General features: G+C 68.6%; 17 protein-coding genes. 8 read left to right on the forward strand and 9 right to left on the reverse strand.

The features are described from left to right. The first annotated feature begins 92 nt into the window (after positions 1-92). Together QMK61_RS08755 and QMK61_RS08760 are read left to right on the forward strand one after the other, a co-directional pair. Entirely contained in the window at positions 93-1,112 is a 1,020-nt protein-coding gene (locus QMK61_RS08755; protein WP_302071810.1) for an AI-2E family transporter, read from the forward strand. Positions 1,113-1,345: 233 nt separating this feature from the next. Next, positions 1,346-4,222 carry a TonB-dependent receptor gene (locus QMK61_RS08760; protein ID WP_302071811.1) on the forward strand — a complete coding sequence of 959 codons (2,877 nt, stop codon included), beginning with the start codon at positions 1,346-1,348 and terminating at the stop codon, positions 4,220-4,222. Positions 4,223-4,353: 131 nt separating this feature from the next. On the opposite strand, the gene QMK61_RS08765 is transcribed toward QMK61_RS08760, so the two are convergent. Then, positions 4,354-6,336 carry a UvrD-helicase domain-containing protein gene (locus QMK61_RS08765; RefSeq protein ID WP_302071812.1) on the reverse strand — a complete coding sequence of 661 codons (1,983 nt, stop codon included), beginning with the start codon at positions 6,334-6,336 and terminating at the stop codon, positions 4,354-4,356. Positions 6,337-6,433: 97 nt separating this feature from the next. Between QMK61_RS08765 and QMK61_RS08770 the strand changes: the two genes are divergently transcribed. The 3 genes from QMK61_RS08770 to QMK61_RS08780 all read left to right on the forward strand — a co-directional run bounded on the left by QMK61_RS08770 (position 6,434) and on the right by QMK61_RS08780 (position 8,628). Further along, positions 6,434-7,084 (forward strand): thymidine kinase, encoded by a 651-nt coding sequence (locus tag QMK61_RS08770; RefSeq protein ID WP_302071813.1) that lies wholly within the window; start codon positions 6,434-6,436, stop codon positions 7,082-7,084. Between the two features lie 132 nt (positions 7,085-7,216). Beyond that, positions 7,217-7,978 (forward strand): hypothetical protein, encoded by a 762-nt coding sequence (locus QMK61_RS08775; protein ID WP_302071814.1) that lies wholly within the window; start codon positions 7,217-7,219, stop codon positions 7,976-7,978. An 83-nt stretch (positions 7,979-8,061) separates the two neighbouring features. Continuing rightward, positions 8,062-8,628, forward strand: coding sequence for a hypothetical protein (locus QMK61_RS08780; protein ID WP_302071815.1), 567 nt, complete (start codon positions 8,062-8,064; stop codon positions 8,626-8,628). Positions 8,629-8,638: 10 nt separating this feature from the next. Here the strand turns inward: QMK61_RS08780 and mutM are convergent, their stop codons facing one another. The 5 genes from mutM to QMK61_RS08805 are packed head-to-tail and all read right to left on the reverse strand — an operon-like array spanning position 8,639 to position 12,856. Further along, positions 8,639-9,466 (reverse strand): bifunctional DNA-formamidopyrimidine glycosylase/DNA-(apurinic or apyrimidinic site) lyase, encoded by an 828-nt coding sequence (mutM, locus tag QMK61_RS08785; protein WP_302071816.1) that lies wholly within the window; start codon positions 9,464-9,466, stop codon positions 8,639-8,641. A 24-nt stretch (positions 9,467-9,490) separates the two neighbouring features. Next, positions 9,491-9,979, reverse strand: a complete 489-nt coding sequence (locus tag QMK61_RS08790) for a hypothetical protein (protein ID WP_302071817.1) — start codon at positions 9,977-9,979, stop codon at positions 9,491-9,493. Next, positions 9,976-11,325, reverse strand: coding sequence for a Gldg family protein (locus QMK61_RS08795; RefSeq protein WP_302071818.1), 1,350 nt, complete (start codon positions 11,323-11,325; stop codon positions 9,976-9,978). Before QMK61_RS08795 ends, QMK61_RS08790 begins: the two co-directional genes overlap by 4 nt. Then, a complete protein-coding gene (locus QMK61_RS08800; protein WP_302071819.1) occupies positions 11,325-12,110 on the reverse strand; it encodes an ABC transporter permease in 786 nt (261 codons plus the stop codon). Before QMK61_RS08800 ends, QMK61_RS08795 begins: the two co-directional genes overlap by 1 nt. Next, on the reverse strand, positions 12,107-12,856 hold the full coding sequence (locus tag QMK61_RS08805; RefSeq protein WP_302071820.1) for an ABC transporter ATP-binding protein: 750 nt from the start codon (positions 12,854-12,856) through the stop codon (positions 12,107-12,109). The genes QMK61_RS08800 and QMK61_RS08805 overlap by 4 nt, the downstream gene beginning before the upstream one ends. Before the next feature lie 181 nt (positions 12,857-13,037). Between QMK61_RS08805 and QMK61_RS08810 the strand changes: the two genes are divergently transcribed. After that, positions 13,038-14,231 carry a fatty acid desaturase gene (locus tag QMK61_RS08810; protein WP_302071821.1) on the forward strand — a complete coding sequence of 398 codons (1,194 nt, stop codon included), beginning with the start codon at positions 13,038-13,040 and terminating at the stop codon, positions 14,229-14,231. 118 nt (positions 14,232-14,349) lie between these two features. On the opposite strand, the gene QMK61_RS08815 is transcribed toward QMK61_RS08810, so the two are convergent. The 3 genes from QMK61_RS08815 to rpmB form a co-directional block, all read right to left on the reverse strand. Then, entirely contained in the window at positions 14,350-14,871 is a 522-nt protein-coding gene (locus QMK61_RS08815; protein ID WP_302071822.1) for a DUF3016 domain-containing protein, read from the reverse strand. A gap of 383 nt (positions 14,872-15,254) precedes the next feature. Beyond that, positions 15,255-15,422: a 50S ribosomal protein L33 gene (gene rpmG, locus QMK61_RS08820; protein WP_302071823.1), complete on the reverse strand. Its 168-nt coding sequence runs from the start codon at positions 15,420-15,422 to the stop codon at positions 15,255-15,257. 11 nt (positions 15,423-15,433) lie between these two features. Continuing rightward, positions 15,434-15,670, reverse strand: coding sequence for a 50S ribosomal protein L28 (gene rpmB / locus QMK61_RS08825; RefSeq protein WP_302071824.1), 237 nt, complete (start codon positions 15,668-15,670; stop codon positions 15,434-15,436). A 289-nt stretch (positions 15,671-15,959) separates the two neighbouring features. On the opposite strand from rpmB, the gene secB reads away from it, so the two are divergent. Together secB and QMK61_RS08835 are read left to right on the forward strand one after the other, a co-directional pair. Further along, positions 15,960-16,466, forward strand: a complete 507-nt coding sequence (gene secB / locus QMK61_RS08830) for a protein-export chaperone SecB (protein WP_302071825.1) — start codon at positions 15,960-15,962, stop codon at positions 16,464-16,466. An 8-nt stretch (positions 16,467-16,474) separates the two neighbouring features. Further along, positions 16,475-17,500, forward strand: coding sequence for an NAD(P)H-dependent glycerol-3-phosphate dehydrogenase (locus QMK61_RS08835; RefSeq protein ID WP_302071826.1), 1,026 nt, complete (start codon positions 16,475-16,477; stop codon positions 17,498-17,500). Positions 17,501-17,555: the final 55 nt, after the last annotated feature.

A 17,555-nucleotide genomic window follows, 5' to 3' on the forward strand; every position in this document is an offset into this window, starting at 1 on the left:
CACGGCGCATGACAGCCGGCACCGCGCCGAGGCTGGCGGCCTTGGCGTGCTGCTGACAGACTCGGCGCATTCCCCACCGCCACGGATGTCGCATGGAACCGAGTTTCCTGCCGCCTCGCGCCACCTACCTTTCCAGCATCGTGCTGGCCGCCGTCGCCCTGCTGCTGGTGCTGTGGCTGCGCCTGCTGCCGGCCCTGCTGGCGGGGCTGCTGGTGTACGAACTGGTGCAGTCGATCGCGCCGCTGTTCGGCCGGCGCATTTCCGGCGACCGCGCGCGGATGCTGGTAGTCGCCGCGCTCGGCGTGGTGGTGGTGGGCGTGCTGACCCTGCTCACGCTGGGCGCGGTGAGCTTCTTCCGCCACGAACTCGGCGATCCCGGCCTGCTGTGGCAGCAGCAGCTGATGCCGCTGGTGGAGAAGGCCCGCCAGCAATTGCCCGCGGCACTGACCAACTGGCTGCCGGACAGCGTCTACGAACTGCGCGTGATGGCGGTCGACCTCACCCACAAGCATGCCGGCAAGCTGCAGATGGCCGGCAAGGAAACCGCGCGCGCCCTGGTGCACGTGATCATCGGCCTGGTGCTGGGCGCGATCGTGGCGCTCAGCCGCACCCGCCCGGTGCACGAATCCGGGCCGCTGGCGGTGGCGCTGGGCGCGCGCTGCCGCCAGCTGGCCGGGGCGTTCCACGACATCGTGTTCGCCCAGGTCAGGATCGCGCTGATCAACGCCGCCTTCACCGCGGTGTTCCTGCTCGGGGCGCTGCCGTTGCTGGGCATCCACGTGCCGCTGGCCAAGACCCTGGTGGTGGTGACCTTCGTGGTCGGCCTGCTGCCGGTGGTCGGCAACCTGGTCTCCAACACCGCCGTGACCATCGCGGCGCTGTCGGTGTCGCTGTGGGTGGGTGTGGCGGCGCTGGGCTTCCTGGTGCTGATCCACAAGCTCGAGTACTTCCTCAACGCCCGCATCGTCGGCACCCGCATCCGCGCCCGCGCCTGGGAACTGCTGGTCGCGATGCTGGCGATGGAAGCCGCGTTCGGGCTGGCGGGGTTGATCGCGGCACCGATCTATTACGCGTATCTGAAGCGGGAGCTGGAGGCCGGGCGGTTGATTTGATGCGCAAATTATTGCGTTTTGAATCGCAAAAAAGTACGTAACTACATGATTTTACGTGGCTAATTTGCTGTACCAAAAGTGATGTCTGTGTTAAACAGAGGCCAAGCAGGTCATCCTGTGGGGAGCCGGTCCGCCGCCGCGTCAGGGCGTGAGCAAGATCCGGGAAGATAAGGAAGCGGTTTGGCGGAGCCGCATCTACGCGTGAGTCCAAGTACTCAAGCTAGGGGAACACCATGCTGAAATCTAAGCTTACGGTTGCCGTCGTGGCAGCTTTGGCGTTCGGTGCTGTCTCGGTTTCATATGCCGCGGTCCAGCCGTCGCCAAGCCAGGCACAGGGCGACAGCCAGTCAGCGAACACCGACACGCAGACCACTGATACCGATACGAAAACCGGGTCTGCAACTGCCGGTGAAAAGCAGGCCAAAAGGCTCGATACCGTGGTGGTCAGCGGATCGCTGATCAACAATGCGCAGATCCAGACGGCCACGCCCACCTATACGATTACCGCGGACGACATCAAAGCACGCGGCTTCAGCAGCGTGCAGGACGTCCTGCAGAATTCGGTCATGGCCACCGGTTCGGTACAAGGCCCGCAGGAAAGCGGCGGCTTTACCCAGGGCGCGCAGACGATCAGCCTTTACGGCCTGAACCCCGAATACACGTTGACGCTGATCGACGGAAAGCCAATCACCCAGTTCGGTCAGCTCTATAACGGCCAGAGCAACTTCACCAACATCTCCAACATCCCGCTGTCGATGATCGACCATATCGACATCATCCCTGGCGGTGGATCGTCGATCTACGGCTCGCAGGCCATCGCCGGCGTGGTGAACATCATCACCAAGCAGCACATGGACGGCGCCGAGGTCTTCGTGCGCACGGGCAACTACAAGGATGGTGGCGGCGCGAACCAGCGCATTGGCCTCTCGTTCGGGCACGACTTCGGCAAGCTCAATGTCCTCGGCTCGTTCGAGTTCGACAACCAGTCGCCGATCTGGGCATACCAGCGCTCGCTCACTCGTCAGAATCGTTCGCCCGAGGCTGTCGCGCTGATTGCCAACTACGGCACGCCCGACGATTATTTCAATAATGGATATCTCAAGGAAATAGGCTACGTCAGTCCGGCGGACGGATGCGCCGCTATGAGCGGCCTGTTCCATGGCACTACCCATGAAACGCATTCGACCGTCACCACGCGTACGGGCACGTATTGCGGTTCGCGCGATGTGTTGGGCTACACCACGCTGCAGAACCAGAACCGCAGCTATGACGGCATGCTGAAATTACGCTACAACGTCAACGAGAACCTGCGCTTCTACAGCGATATGCTGGTTGATTGGCAGCAGGAGAAATGGACTCCGGGTTCCAATTTCAACTGGTGGGGCCCAGGCGATCTCGGTGGCTACATTGCCGATGCGAAGACGGGCGACATCCTTTATCCAGAACGCGTGTTCGGACCCGAGGAAGTGGGTAACGACTACTACAACCAGCTCGGGCGCCAGAACGACCTGCTCTACCAAGCCGACATCGGCGCGAACGGCACCTTCGGTGATTCCGGCTGGAACTGGGACGTGTATTACCTGCGTTCGGGCGACCGCACTAACACCAGCTCGCCCGAACGTATGAAAGAGCCCGTGGATGCATACTTCAGCAACATCCTTGGCCCGATTGTCGGCTACGACGAACTCGGCTTGGCCATGTACAACCCGAACTACCAGGCCTTCTATACGCCACTGACGACGGCCCAACTGGCCGGCTTCATGCGCAACATCAGCGGGTCTTCCAACACCTGGGTCAACAACACGCGGGCCACGGTCAGCAACGACAGCCTGTTCCACCTGCCGGGCGGAGACGCGGGTGTTGCATGGCTGATCGAAGGCGGCAGCCAAGCCTGGTACGAGCCGCTCAACCCTCTGATCCTCAACAACGAGGTCTGGGGGCTCACCGGTACGTCGGGTGGTGGCAAGCGCACGCATTACGCATCGGCCTTCGAGCTCAACCTGCCGGTGCTCCAGCAGGTGACCCTCGATTTGTCCGGACGCTACGACCACTACAAGACGGATGCGGCCGCCAACCACAAGTTCACCTACAAGGCAGGCATCGAGTACCGTCCGTTCCAGAGCCTGCTGTTGCGCGGCAACTATGCAACCTCGTTCCTCGCGCCTGACATGTCGGCGCTGTTCCTAGGCCCGAGCGGCAATTACCAGAACATTACCGATTACTACCTCTGCACCACGCAAGGTGGCGGCAAGGATTGCAACGCCAATTGGAACTACGAAGTATCCGGCGAGACATTGGCGAACCCCAAGCTGAAACCCACGACCGCCAAGAGCTGGACGGTAGGTTTCGTATGGGCGCCTATCGAGAGAATGAGCCTGGCGGTCGATTATCTGCATATCAACATCGCCAATGAAATCGCCCCGCAATCCGCAGATCTGCTGCTGAAGGAAGAGGCGCAGTGTCGGCTGGGCCAACTTCCGGCGGACTCGCCGGATTGTCAGGCGGCGCTGAACCAGGTCATGCGCGATCCGACGACAGGCCAGGTCGCCAGCATCACGCAGTACAACGTCAACATCTCGAACGAGTCGACGGAGTCGGTAACCGCGCAGGCAAGTTACCAGTTCAACCCGACGCCGGTCGGCACCTTCGGGTTGAAGTTTGATTACAACGACATGCTCAAGCACGACTACCAGGTCTATCCCGGCAGCCCGAAGATCGACCAGTTGACCAATCCACTCTACAGCTCGGAGTTCAAGAGCATTGCAAGCGGAGCCCTCAGCTGGTCGCTGCACGGCACTTGGGGAAGCACCTTGTACTGGCATCGCTACGGACCGACCCCGAACTATACGGGACTGGTCAATGGTGCGAACTATCCGGGCGCCGGACGCGTGTCGCCATGGATTACCTGGAACTGGAGTCTCACGTACTCGCCGTCGCTCCTAAAGGGCCTGGACCTCTCGGTGATGGTCGACAATCTGACCAACAAGATGCCGCCCAGGGATCCCTCGTACCAGGCCAGCTTCCCGTACTACAACACGCAGAACTACAACGTGTACGGTCGGGAGATCATGCTGCAGGCGGACTGGAAGTTCGGCAACGCAGGCAATTGATCGAAGCCGAAGGCGTTCCAATTAAGCGAAGCCCTCCCAAAAGGAGGGCTTCGCTTTTATGCCACAGGAACGATGGCCGGATCACGGTATTTTCCTCAAGCCATCATGTGAGCGGCAAACTGCCGAAGGTTCTACCTGGCGTTCAGCATCGCCGCGATCTTCGCCATGTGCGACTCCGCCGTCTCGCGCACCACTTCCTTGTCGGCCTCGGGGTCCTTGCCCTGCCAGTGCAGGTCGTCCTGCGGCAGTTCGTGCAGGAAGCGGCTGGGCTGGTTGGCGTGAATCTCGCCGTAGCGTTTCGTCCGGGCCGACCACGACAGGGTGAGCATTTCCTTGGCGCGGGTGATGCCCACGTACATCAGGCGGCGTTCCTCGTCGATGCGGCCCTCGTCGATGGCGCCTTCGTGCGGCAGGGTGCCTTCCTCGCAGCCGACGATGAAGACGAAGCGGAACTCCAGACCCTTGGCGGCGTGCAGGGTCATCATGCGCACGGCGTTGCCGGGGTCGTCGCGATCGGCGTGGCTGAGCAGGGCGAGCTGCGAGGCGAGGTCGCCCGCGCTGTTGCCGTCCTTCTGCATGGCGCGGAACCAGTCGGCCAGCTCGCGCAGGTTGCCGAGCTTGCGCTCGCGCACGCTGGCGTCGGGGGTGGCGGCGGCGAGCTGCGCGGCGTAGCCGGTGCGCTTGAGCACACGCTCGACGAGGTCGGCCGCGCTTTCGTGCAGCGAGGCGCTGCGCAGTTCGTCGACCAGGTCGGCGAAGCCGGCCAGCGCCGCGGCGGGGCGCGGCGACAGCTGGCGCAGCACGGCGTCGCTGCGCGTGGCTTCCAGCAGCGAGCAATGCCTCGATTGCGCGAACTGCCCCAGCTTCTCCAGCGTGGTGGCGCCGATCTCGCGCTTGGGCACGTTGACCACGCGCAGGAAGGCGGCGTCGTCGCTGGGGTTGGTGAGCAGGCGCAGGTAGCAGAGCAGGTCCTTCACCTCGGCGCGGTCGAGGAAACTCAGCGCGCCGGTGAGGTGGTAGGGGATGCGCGCCAGGCGCAGCGCCTTTTCCAGCGGACGCGCCTGGAAGTTGCCGCGGTAGAGGATGGCGACGTCGTGCCAGCGCGCCTTGTGCTTCTCGGCCAGCGTGGCGATGATCGCCGCCACCTTCTCGGCCTCGTGCTCGGCTTCCCTGCATTCCAGCACGCGGATCGGCGCGCCTTCCGGGTGCTCGCTCCAGAGTTTCTTCTCGTGCAGGTGCGGGTTGTTGGCGATCAGCTGGTTGGCCGCGCGCAGGATGCGCCTGCCGCAGCGGTAGTTCTGCTCCAGCTTGATCACGCGCAGATCCGGCCAGTCGCGGCCGAGCTGGTCGATGTTCTCGGGATTGGCGCCGCGCCAGGCGTAGATGGACTGGTCGTCGTCGCCCACGCAGGTGATGCGGCCGCGCTCGCCGGCCAGCGCCTTGAGCAGCCGGTACTGGGCGTCGTTGGTGTCCTGGTACTCGTCCACCAGCAGGTAGCGTAGCCGTTCGCGCCAGGCGTCGCGGCATCCGGTGTCGCTTTCCAGGATGCGCAGCGGCAGCCGGATCAGGTCGTCGAAGTCCACCGCGTTGAAGGCGGCCAGGCGGGCCTGGTAGAGCTCGTAGATCGTCGCTGCCTCCAGCTCCTTCGGGCTGCGCGCGGCGGCCAGCGCCTCCTCCGGCGACAGGCCGGCGTTCTTGGCCCGGCCCAGCAGGTTGCGCAGGCCGAACAGCACGTCGGGCTTCGCCCCCTTGGGCGCCAACTCCTTCACGATGCCCTCGCTGTCGTCCGCGTCCAGCACCGAGAAGCCGCGGCGCAGGCCTGCGCGCTCGTGCTCGATCTGCAGGAACTTCAGCCCCAGCGCGTGGAAGGTGCATACGGTGAGCGCGGCGGCGTCCTCGGCCGACACCAGCTTGCCCACGCGCTCGCGCATCTCGCGCGCGGCCTTGTTGGTGAAGGTGATCGCCGCGATCTTCGACGCCGGCAGCTTCCGCCGCTGGATCAGGTGGGCGATCTTCTGCGTGATCACGCTGGTCTTGCCGGAACCCGCGCCGGCCAGCACCAGCAGCGGCGTATCGCAGTGTTCGATGGCGGCCAGTTGTTGCGGATTGAGCATGGATCGACGCGGTCGTGGGGCGGCGGCCGATGGTAGCAGAGCGGCCGGCCGCGACCCGGCGCGCTACCATGCACGATCCGGCACCCGGCGTACCGACATGGCCAAGCTCTACTTCTATTATTCGGCGATGAACGCCGGCAAGACCACCACGCTGCTGCAGAGCGCGTACAACTACCACGAGCGCGGCATGCGCACGCTGATCCTCACCCCGGCCCTGGACGACCGCTACGGCGAGGGGGTGGTGGCCTCGCGCATCGGGCTGAAGGCGAACGCGCGCCGCTTCGGCGGCGGCGAGAACCTCTTCGCGCTGGTCGGGGCCGATATCGCTGCGCGTGGTCCGTTGCATTGTGTGTTCGTCGACGAGGCGCAATTCCTGAACAAGCAGCAGGTGTGGCAACTCAGCGACGTGGTCGACCGGCTGGACATCCCGGTGCTGGCCTACGGCCTGCGTACCGACTTCCGCGGCGAGCTGTTCGAGGGCAGCCGCTACCTGCTGGCCTGGGCGGACAACCTGGAAGAGATCAAGACCATCTGCCACACCGGCCGCAAGGCCACCATGGTGGTGCGCGTCGACGAACAGGGACGCGCGGTCACCGAGGGCCCGCAGGTTGAGATCGGCGGCAACGACCGTTATGTCTCGGTGAGCCGGGCCGAGTTCAAGAAGATCACCGAGGGCCGCGGCCGGATCGAATTGCAGCAGGCCGTATTGCCGCTGGGCGAGGACGATCCCGGCCGTCGTTCGCCCTGAGCGTAGCCGCATAGCGGCGGAGTCGAAGGCGCTTCCGCGCGGGCATCGACTTCACGGCGGCGGCATTACGGCTGGCCCGAACAGTCGCGTTGCACTGCGTCGGCTCTCTACCATCACCAAGGAACGAACCGCATGACCGCCCCCGTGACCATCCCCGCCTGGCAGCGCCCACATTGGCAGCCGGGCGACGAGACGATCGTGCTGCAGTTCTACGTGTTCGGCCGCTTCACGCCCGAGCGCGTGCCCTCCGAACGCTACGGCAGCCCCGGCCTGCCGAAGGGCATCGAGTTGAGCAGCCACCACCACGCCGCGCTGCGCCAGTGGGAAGGCTATCCGTTGAAGGGCGCGCTGGGCCGGATGTTCAAGGACGACGCGCCCGAGGCCTACAAGCGCGCGCTCGACGCCCCCGAAGTGCTGGTGCTGCGCGGCAGCCTGCCGGACCGCCCCGACACCGGCTACCTGCGCGACGTGCAGGGCGTGCTGGCGGCGCTGCTGGACAGCGGTGGCGTGGCCGTGCTCGATCCGCAGATGCTCAGCCTGTTCGACGCCGGAAGCTGGCGCCGGCATTACCTGGTGAAGGATGGCGCGCCGATCCGCCACCACGTGCTGATCCTGCGCGACGACGACGGTCCCGGCCGGCACTGGATCCACACCCGCGGCCTGCGCAAGTTCGGCCGCCCCGACATCAGCCTGCACGGCGTGCCCGACCGCGAACTCGACCGCGCCGGCGCGTTGTGCCAGCGGCTGGTGGAACTGGAGGCGCTGGGCGCACGTTTCGCCGACGGCCAGGCGCTGGAGGTGGAAGGCGTGCCGGGCGGCCTCGTGGCGCGGCTCGGCGGCGGCATGGATGACCCGCGGTTCAACAACACGCATATCGCGCTGCACTGGCCCTGAACTCCATGCGGCTGCCACCCCGGCGCCGGGGAAAACGCCGATGCGACGGGTAGGCTGGTCGCCGTGATCCTGCGGAGGGGCCCATGAAAACGATCGTCCGGCGATGGGTGCCTGGCGTGCTGTTCGCCTGCATGGCTGCGCAGGCCGCGACCCCGCCGGCGTCCCGCGGGTTCCGCGAGGTCCCGTTGCGCAACGGCTTCAACCGGATCACGCTGGCGGGTCACGAGGCGATCGTGGCCTATGCCTGGCGCGAGAATTACAACGCGCACGGTTTCTCGGTGGCGACGATCTACGCCAGGCCCGGCAAGGGCGATGCCGGCCGGCTGCTGCTGGTGCCCGTGTTCGGCGAACCGGGCAACGCGCTGAAGGAACGTCACGAGTTGACCGTCTCGGGCGGCGCCGATTGCCGGCTGCAGGATTTCGCCCTTTTCGACAGCGGCAGCGCGGCGCGGCTGGTGCGGGCCTGGCGCGCGATCGGCACCGGCTATGCGGCGGCGGCGCCGGTGCATTTCGACATCTACCGCTTCGAACGCAACAGCGACGGGTTGCCCGGCCGCCCGCCGTTCGACTTCCGCTTCGAGCGGCGCGTCGAGGCGGCGCACGCCTATTGCGACGTCGACGAGGCGATGGAGCGGGAACTGCGCCTCTAGCGCCGGCGGATCATCTCTGGCAGTGCGGGCACCAGAACGTGGAACGCTGCCCCAGCACCGCCTGGCGGATCGGCGTGCCGCAGACCTTGCACGGCTCGCCCGCGCGTCCGTAGGCCATCAGCTCGCGGAAGAAGTAGCCCGGCGCGCCGTCGGGGGCGAGGAAGTCGCGCAGGGTGGTGCCGCCGCGCTCGATGGCGTAGGCGAGGATGCGCTTCACCTCCGCCGCCAGCCGCGCGTAGCGTGCGCGCGAGACCTGGCCGGCGGCGCGGCGCGGGTCGACGCCGGCGGCGAACAGCGCCTCGCTGGCGTAGATGTTGCCCACGCCGACGACGACGGCGTTGTCCATCAGGAACAATTTCACCGCGGCGCGGCGGCCGCGCGAGAGGTGCCACAGCAGCTCGCCGTCGAAGGCGTCGGTGAGCGGCTCGGGGCCGAGGCCGGCGAGCAGCTCGTGCGTTGCGCCGGGTGGCTGCCACAGCAGGCAGCCGAAGCGGCGCGGGTCGGTGAAGCGCAACACGCGCGGGCCCTCCGCCGCGGTGCGCTCGAAGCCGATGTCGACATGGTCGTGCGGGCCGACGGGCGCGTCCGGCGGCAGCACGCGCAGCATGCCGCTCATGCCCAGGTGCAGCAGGGCGCTGCCGGCGGCAGTGTGCAGCAGCAGGTACTTGGCGCGGCGCTCCACCGCGTCCACGCGCTGGCCGGGCAGCCGCTCGGCCACCTCGCGCGGGATCGGCCAGCGCAGGTCGGGGCGGCGCAGCGTCACCGCGGTGATGCGGCGGCCGACGAGGTGCGGAGCGATGCCGCGGCGGGTGGTCTCGACTTCGGGGAGTTCGGGCATGGAGCGATTATCGCCGCAGCCGGTTCACTGCAGGTCGAGCCGTTCGCTGCGCGGCGCCTGCGGCATGTAGCGCAGCGAGACCAGGGCCACCCGCGCGCCGCGCTGCACGTAGCAGCGGTGGCCGATCGCGGCAGCGGCGCCGAAGCGCAGCGCGTGGCCGTCCAGCGTCAGCACCGCGTGCGGAGCGGCCAGGCCTACCTTGGCGGCGTCGAAGTCGGCGGCCGGGCGCCAGTGCCCGACCGGGGCGGCGGCGATGGCGGCCAGCGCATCGATGCGGGCGTCGTCCGCCCGGGCGGGCGTGCCGTCGGTGCGCCACCAGTGGCCGTCGCGGCGGGCGTAGTGCATGGACGTGCTGTCGAGTTGCAGCTCGACCGCCGTCACGGCGGCCGGGTCGATGTCGAGCAGGGTGCCGGGTGCGGCGGCGCGGTCGACGCGCCATTGCCACAGCGCCAGCGCCAGCAGCGCGGCCACGCCAGCGAGCAGCGCCAGCCGATGTCGCGCGGCGCGCTTCATCCGCGGCGCCGGCGCCAGGCGATGAAGCCGCCGGCGATCAGCAGCAGCAGCGGCAGGCCCACGATGAAGCCGATGCCCAGCGCGTCCAGCCCGGCCTGCGACAGGCGCAGCACGCGGTCCGGCGCGCCGCGCGGCGGCAGGTCGACCAGCGCGTCGTCGCCCAGCAGCCAGTCGAACACGCGCTCGCCCAGCGCGCGGTTGCCGCCGTTGCCGAGGAAGCTGTTGGAGAGGAAGTCGCCGTCGCCGATCACCACCGCGCGCTGCACGTTCTTGCCCGGGTCGGGCGACAGCCGCGACAGCGCGAAGCCGAAGTCCAGCGGCCCCTTCAGCTCGCCGCTGCCGGCGTCGTAGCGGATGGTCGAGGGATGGGCGTCGTCGACCGGCTGCAGCTCGTTCCAGCTCTGCGCGCCGGAGCGCAGGAGGGGCTCGATCTTCCACTGGCTGGCGTCGGCCTCGGCCAGCGGCGCGACCTGCGGGAACAGGGTGGCGAGGGCGAAGCCGCGGGTGATCGCCTGCGCCGGATACTGGCCCACCGCGACCATGCGCGGGTCCTTCAGCCCCAGTGCCGCGCCGGCGCCGTCCACCAGCACGCCGGGCAGCACGCGGATGCCCAGCGCGTCGGCCAGCGGCGGCGGCACCGGCGCGCCGGGCTCGGTCAGCCACAGCAGGTTGCCGCCACCGGCGAGGTAGTCGGTGAGCGCCTTCACCGCGCCGGCGGGCAGCGGCAGCGCGGGGCTGGCCAGCACCACGAGGTCGGTGCCCTGCGGCACCGCGGTAACCTGCGAGAAATTCAGCGGCACCGCGCGCAGGCCTTGCGGCTCCAGCTGCGCCATGAAGGTGCCGAGGTCGGCGTTGGCCTTGCCGCCGGCCAGCCGCTCGCCGTCGCCGGTGACGAAGGCGACGATACGCTCGCCGCCGCGCGCCAGGCGCTCCAGCGCGTTGGTCAGGCTGCGTTCGGACAGTTCGTCGAGGCGTTCCTCGCGGCCGTGGTAGTGCGCGACCAGCTCGCCGTTCACGGTGATGCCGAGCCGGCGCATCTTCGCCGGGTCCTGCTCGGGGTCGACGAAGCGCAGCGTGAGGTCGGGCTTCGCCCGCCGGTAGCGTTCGACGAAGGCGGCGATGGTCTGGCGCAGGTCGCCCTGCGGATTGGCGTAGCTGACGATCTCCACCGGGCCGGGCAGCCGGTCGAGCACCGCGCGGCTTTCCGGCGACAGGCTGGCGCGGCCGCCGGCGGTCCAGTCGGCGGTACGGCCGTAGTGCAGGCTGAGAAAGCCCAGCGCGCCCGCGCCGGCCAGCAGCAGCAGCGCGAACAGCCAGCCGTCGAGGCGCCGGAGCAGGTCGCGCATCAGTCGCGCTCCTTCTCGGCGGCGACGCGGCGCACCGCCAGCGCCAGCGCCACGGCGGCGAGCAGCAGGAACCACGCGACGTCGGCGCTGGATACCAGCCCGCGCAGCAGGGGTTCGAGATGGCTGGGCAGGGCCAGCCAGTTGACCAGGCCGCTGTCCACGCCGGCGCTCTGCGCGCCGATCTGCAGCGAGCACAGCGCCAGCACCAGCAGGATCGCGGAGGCAGCCGCGATGGCCGGGTGCGAGGCGAACGCCGAGCAGGCGATGCCGACGGCCGCCAGCGCGGCCAGCAGCAGCACCATGCCCAGCGCCGCGGCGGCCAGCTTGCCCCAGTCCAGCGTGGCGGCGTGCGCCAGCGCCAGCGGCATCGCCAGGGTCAGCGCCAGCCACAGCAGCAGCCAGACCATCAGCGCGAGATACTTGCCCAGCACGATGGCGGCAGCCGACTGGCCGCTGCCGAACAATAGCGGCAGGGTGCCCTGGCTGCGCTCGCCGGCCAGCGTGGACATCGCCAGCAGCGGCACCACGATCAGCGCCAGCTCGGTGAAGCCGAACGGGATGAAGCCGCCGGTGAGCAGGCTGCTGAGCAGCGGCACGCCGGCCAGGTCGGTGAAACCCGGGGCGCCGGGCAGGGCGGCCAGGCGCACCTGCATGGCGAGGAAGTTGCCCAGCAGCAGCACGAAGCGCCAGGCCAGCTCGGCCAGGGTCAGCGCGGCCAGCACCCAGCCCAGCGGGCGCACGAACAGGCGGCGCAGTTCCAGCCGCATCACCGCGGACGTGCTCATGCGGCGCGCGCCCCGGCCATCGCGATGTCGAAGAAGCGGCGCTCCAGCGCGGCGTGGTCGTGCGCGTCCACCGGGCCGTCGTGGCGCAGCGCGCCCTCGTGCAGGATCGCCACGCGATCGCAGGCCGCGGTCACCTCGCCGAGCAGGTGGGTGGACAGGATCACCGCGGTGCCGGCGGCGGCCTGCTCGCGGATCAGCGCGCGCAGCGCGGCGCTCTGCACCGGGTCGAGCGCGTTGGCCGGCTCGTCCAGCACCAGCAGGGCGGGCCGGTGCAGCAGCGCGCAGGCCAGGCCCAGGCGCTGGCGCTGGCCCTGCGACAGCGCGCCGGCGAGGCGGCGCGACAGCGGCGCCAGTTCCAGCCGCTCCACGATGCGTTCGCGTGCCTGCCGCAGCGCGGCGCCGGCCAGGCCGCGCAGGCGGCCGTGGGCGTCCAGGTGTTCCCGCACGGTCAGTTCCGGCCACAGCGGGGCACGTTCGGGCAGCCAGCCGAGGCGGTCGCGGGCCAGCTCCGGATGTTCCAGGAAATCCACGCCGCCCAGCCGGATCGTTCCGCTGTCCGGCCGCAGCGCGCCGGCGATCATCGCCAGCGTGGTGGACTTGCCCGCGCCGTTGATGCCCAGCAGGCCCAGCACCTCGCCGGAAGCCAGTGCCAGGCTCAGCTCGCGCACGGCCGGGCGTCCCGCCCGGCGCCGCGACAGGCGATCACATTGCAATACAGGGGTTGAACCGGTGGCGGGCGCGATCATTGCATGATTGTCACGGCGGCCCCATCGTTTAACAACCGGCGGCGATCACACTGCGCCTACCTTGGCTTAACGCAAGGGCGGGGCACGTGACCTACCATGGCACGTTCAGCCGTCCATCCATGCTGGCGGGTACGGAAACCCCTCCCCTAGACTGCCCCCAACGTACCCGAGTGCTACTTCGATGCTTGATGCCGTACTGAATTTCCTGTCCCACGGCGTGGCCCACGCCAGTTGGGTCGGCATGCTGGTCTACCTGCTGGTGGTGACCCAGCTCACCATCTTCACGGTGACGCTGTACCTGCATCGCTGCCAGACCCACCGCGGCATCGACCTGCACTGGTCGGTCTCGCACTTCTTCCGCTTCTGGGGCTGGCTCACCACGGGCATGGTCACCAAGGAATGGGTGGCGGTGCATCGCAAGCACCACGCCAAGGTGGAAACCGAGGAAGACCCGCACAGCCCGCAGATCTACGGCATCAAGAAGGTGTTCTGGGACGGCGTGTCGCTGTACCGCGATGCCAGCGAGGTGAAGGAAGACCTGGAGAAGTACGGCCGCGGCACCCCGGACGACTGGATCGAGCGCGCGCTCTACAGCGGCCACCCGTACTGGGGCCCGGCGCTGATGGCGGTGATCGACCTGGCGTTGTTCGGCGTGATCGGCGGCGCGATCTGGGCGGTACAGATGATGTGGATCCCGTTCTGGGCCGCCGGCTTCGTCAACGGCGTCGGCCACTGGTGGGGCTACCGCAACTTCGAGAGCTCCGACACCGCCACCAACCTGGTGCCGTGGGGCGTCTGGATCGGCGGCGAAGAGCTGCACAACAACCACCACGCCTTCCCCAGCTCGGCCAAGTTCGCGCTGCGCAAGTGGGAGTTCGACATCGGTTGGGCGGCGATCTGCGCCCTGCGCGCGGTGGGCCTGGCCAAGGTGCTGCGCGTGGCGCCCACGCTGGACGTGCGCCCCAACGTGCACCTGCCCGACGCCGACACGCTGAAGGCCGTGCTCACGCACCGCTTCCAGGCGATGACCGACTACTACCGCGGCGTGATCGTGCCCACCCTGCGCGAGGAAGCCGCCCACGCCGGCGAGAACCTCAAGGCCGTGCCGCGCCGCCTGCGCCGCGCCCTGGCCGACGGTGGCCGCTGGCTGGACAGCGAGGGCAGCGCCCGCCTGCAGGCGGTGCTGGCCAAGCGTCCCGCCCTGAGCACCGTGTGCGACTTCCGCAACCGCCTGGCGGCGTTGATGGAGCAACGCGGCGCCGAGCAGGCGCTGAAGGGGCTGCAGCAGTGGATCCACGAGGCCGAGGAAAGCGGCATCCGCGCGCTGCAGGACTTCGCGCAGCGGCTGAAGGGATACAGCGTGGCGACCGCCTGAGCGGAGCGCCGGTGAAAACCGAAAAGGCCCGCCTCGATGGCGGGCCTTTTTCGTTGGTGGCGATGCGGGCCGCCACTGGCCGCTTGCCGCAGGAGGTGCGGCAAGCGCGCGCCCCCCGTCAGAGCTTCGCCGTCCCCCGGGCCAGCCAGCGGTCGATCAGGCGCTTCTCGTAGCGCAGCGGATCGCTGTCGGCAAGCCCGCCGGGGCTGCCGTACATGAAACCCGCGTCGACCAGGCGGCGGTCGCCCTCGCGGATCACCTTCCCGTCGCTGTCGAGCAGGCGGAAGCGCAGGCTGATGCGCGGCGGATACATGTCCTTGATGATGCGCACCGGATTCAACGAACCCGCCGTCGGCAGGTAGGAGCCGGCACGATGGAGGTCGGTGACGACGATGTCCAGCCGCTCGCCCGGCGGCAGCATGGCCGCCGCCCGCTTCTCGATGTAGGCCTTGAGGGTGGCGAGGTAGCCGGAATCCGCCCGCGTGGGCGCGAAGGCGCGCACTTCGCGGGTCTCGGAGAAATTCTCGGGATGGTCGTAGCGGACGCTGGCGGTGCCGTGGGTGGCGGTTGCGGCGGCTGCCGCGGCGACGAACAGGCCCAGGGCCAGGCCGAGGAACGGGCGGATGCGGACGGTGGACATGGCGGGCCTCCGGGGTGCCGATGCTGGCGCTACGTTACAGCAGGGCGCGCGAAGGTGGCGCGAGCGAGGGGGCGCCGGTTGGCGCGGCGCCCCCGCAGTGCATGCCGCCATCGCGCTTTTGTTCGTCATTCCGGCGCAGGCCGGAATCCAGTAGCCGTGCGGCTGGGCTGGCGTGGTCGTGGCTGGACGACCGATTTTTCGTCTGTTGGAAAGCGCCTCCGGCTTGCGCCGGGGGGGGGGGGGGGCGGCCTTGACGGGGGAGTGCTGCTGGGCAAAGAAAAACCCGCCTTGCGGCGGGTTTTGAGTACTTCACTGGATCCCGGCCTGCGCCGGGATGACGCAACGGCAAGGGCGTCCGCGCGGAGCGCGAACGCGCCGTTGCGTCACTTGATCTTGCCTTCCTTGTAGATCACGTGCTTGCGCACGACCGGGTCGTACTTTTTGAACTCGAACTTGTCGGGCGTGTTCTTCTTGTTCTTCTGCGTGGTGTAGAAGTGGCCGGTACCGGCCGAGGAAATCAGGCGGATCTTGTCGTTTGCGCCTTTGGCCATGATTGTTCTCCTTAGACCTTCTCACCGCGGGCACGCAGCTCGGCGATCACGGCCTCGATGCCCTTCTTGTCGATCGTGCGCAGCGCGTGGTTGGAGACGCGCAGCTTGACCCAGCGGTTCTCGCTGGCGACCCAGAAGCGGCGCTCGTGCAGGTTCGGCAACCAGCGGCGGCGGGTCTTGTTGTTGGCATGCGAGACGTTGTTGCCGGTCTGCACACCCTTTCCGGTGACTTGGCATACACGGGCCATGATGACCTCCGTAGTGTTCTGTTGACCGCCCGTTGGCCAGGGCGACATCGGCCCAGCGGCGCCTTGCGCCACGCGATGCCGGAGCTGTTGCGTTCGCCGTCGCCTGAAGCCGCATCGCGTCGCGGGCACGCCCTGCAAAGCCGGGCTGGCGGAAGTCGAGCCGCGCATTCTCCCGCAAAAACAGGTGGCTGCGCAAGTTTTGTCCAGCCGAGCGATGGCGGCGGGCGGGGATGTATGGAACAATCGACCCCTTTCGCATACGCAACGTTTCACGACGAGGGGCTTTCCGATGGCAGAAGTGACCACCCTGGACCAGGCCGACGGCCAGGCCGGCCAGCCGCAGCTGGTGCTGCAGAAGATCTACGTGAAGGACGTGTCCTTCGAGGCGCCCAACGCGCCGCAGATCTTCCAGGAAATCGGCGAGACCGACCAGCAGCCGCAGGTGCAGCTGAACCTGGGCCAGAGCGCCACCGACATGGGCGGCGACCTGTACGAAGTGGTGCTCAGCCTCACCCTGACCTGCACCATCGGCGAGCGCACCGCCTACCTGGCCGAGGTGCAGCAGGCCGGCGTGTTCGGCATCGCCGGCTTCAGCGAGGCCGACCGCGCCGGCATCATGGGCAGCTACTGCCCGAACCTGCTGTTCCCGTACGCGCGGCAGCTGATCTCCTCGCTGGTGCTGGAAGGTGGCTTCCCGCCGTTCCTGCTGCAGCCGATCAACTTCGACGCGCTGTTCGCCGCCGAGCAGCAGCGCCGCGCGATGGGCGGCAACGAGGCGCCGACCCTCAACAGCTGAGCCCAGTCATGGCCGAAGCATCGACCCTGGCCGTCCTCGGCGCCGGCTCGTGGGGTACCGCGCTGGCCGCGCTGGCCGCGCGCAACGGCACGCCCACGCGACTGTGGGGACGCGACCCCCGGGCGCTGGCGGCGATGGCCGCCAGCCGCCGCAACCAGCGCTACCTGCCCGGCCTGGAACTGCCGGAATCGCTGGCCTACGAAAGCGACCTCGGCGCCGCCCTGCGCGGCGCGGAGGTCGTGCTGATCGTGGTGCCCAGCCATGCGTTCGCCTCGATCCTGGACGAGATCGCGCCGCTGCTCGAGCCGGGCGCCGCGATCGCCTGGGCCACCAAGGGCTTCGAGCCGGGCACCGGCCGCTTCCTGCACGAACTGGTGGCGCAGAAGCTGCCGGGCCGGCCGGCGGCGGTGATCACCGGGCCGTCGTTCGCCAAGGAAGTGGCGGCCGGCATGCCCAGCGCGGTCACCGTGCACTCCGAGGACGCGGCGTTCGCGCAGAAGCTCGCCGCGATGCTGCACGCGCCCGACTTCCGCGCCTATTCCGGCAGTGACGTGCTCGGCGCCGAGCTGGGCGGCGCGATGAAGAACGTGCTGGCGGTGGCCACCGGCGTGGCCGACGGCATGGGCCTGGGCCTGAACGCCCGCGCCGGCCTGATCACCCGCGGCATGAACGAGATGCTGCGCCTGGGCGTGGCGCTGGGCGCGCGGCCGGAGACGCTGATGGGCCTGTCCGGCCTCGGCGACCTGGTGCTCACCTGCACCGGCGACCTGTCGCGCAACCGCCGGCTGGGCCTCGCGCTGGGCAAGGGCGTGGCCATCGACGAGGCGGTGCGCCAGATCGGCCAGGTGGTGGAAAGCGTGCTCACCGCCGACGAGGTGATGCGGCTGGCCGCCAAGCACGGCCTGGACCTGCCGATCTCCGCCGGCGTGCGCGCCGTGCTGCACGGCGAGGTCACGCCGGTCGAGGGGCTGAAGGCGCTGATGGCCCGCGAGCAGAAGCCCGAATACCCCACCGGGCTGTTCGATCCACGCTGAGCCGTCGCGGCGATTTCCGCGGCCCGCTTGCCGGCCTGCACGCCTGGCCTGCTAA

Source organism: Fulvimonas sp. R45 (assembly GCF_030504985.1).
Classification (GTDB): Bacteria; Pseudomonadota; Gammaproteobacteria; order Xanthomonadales; family Rhodanobacteraceae; genus Rhodanobacter_A.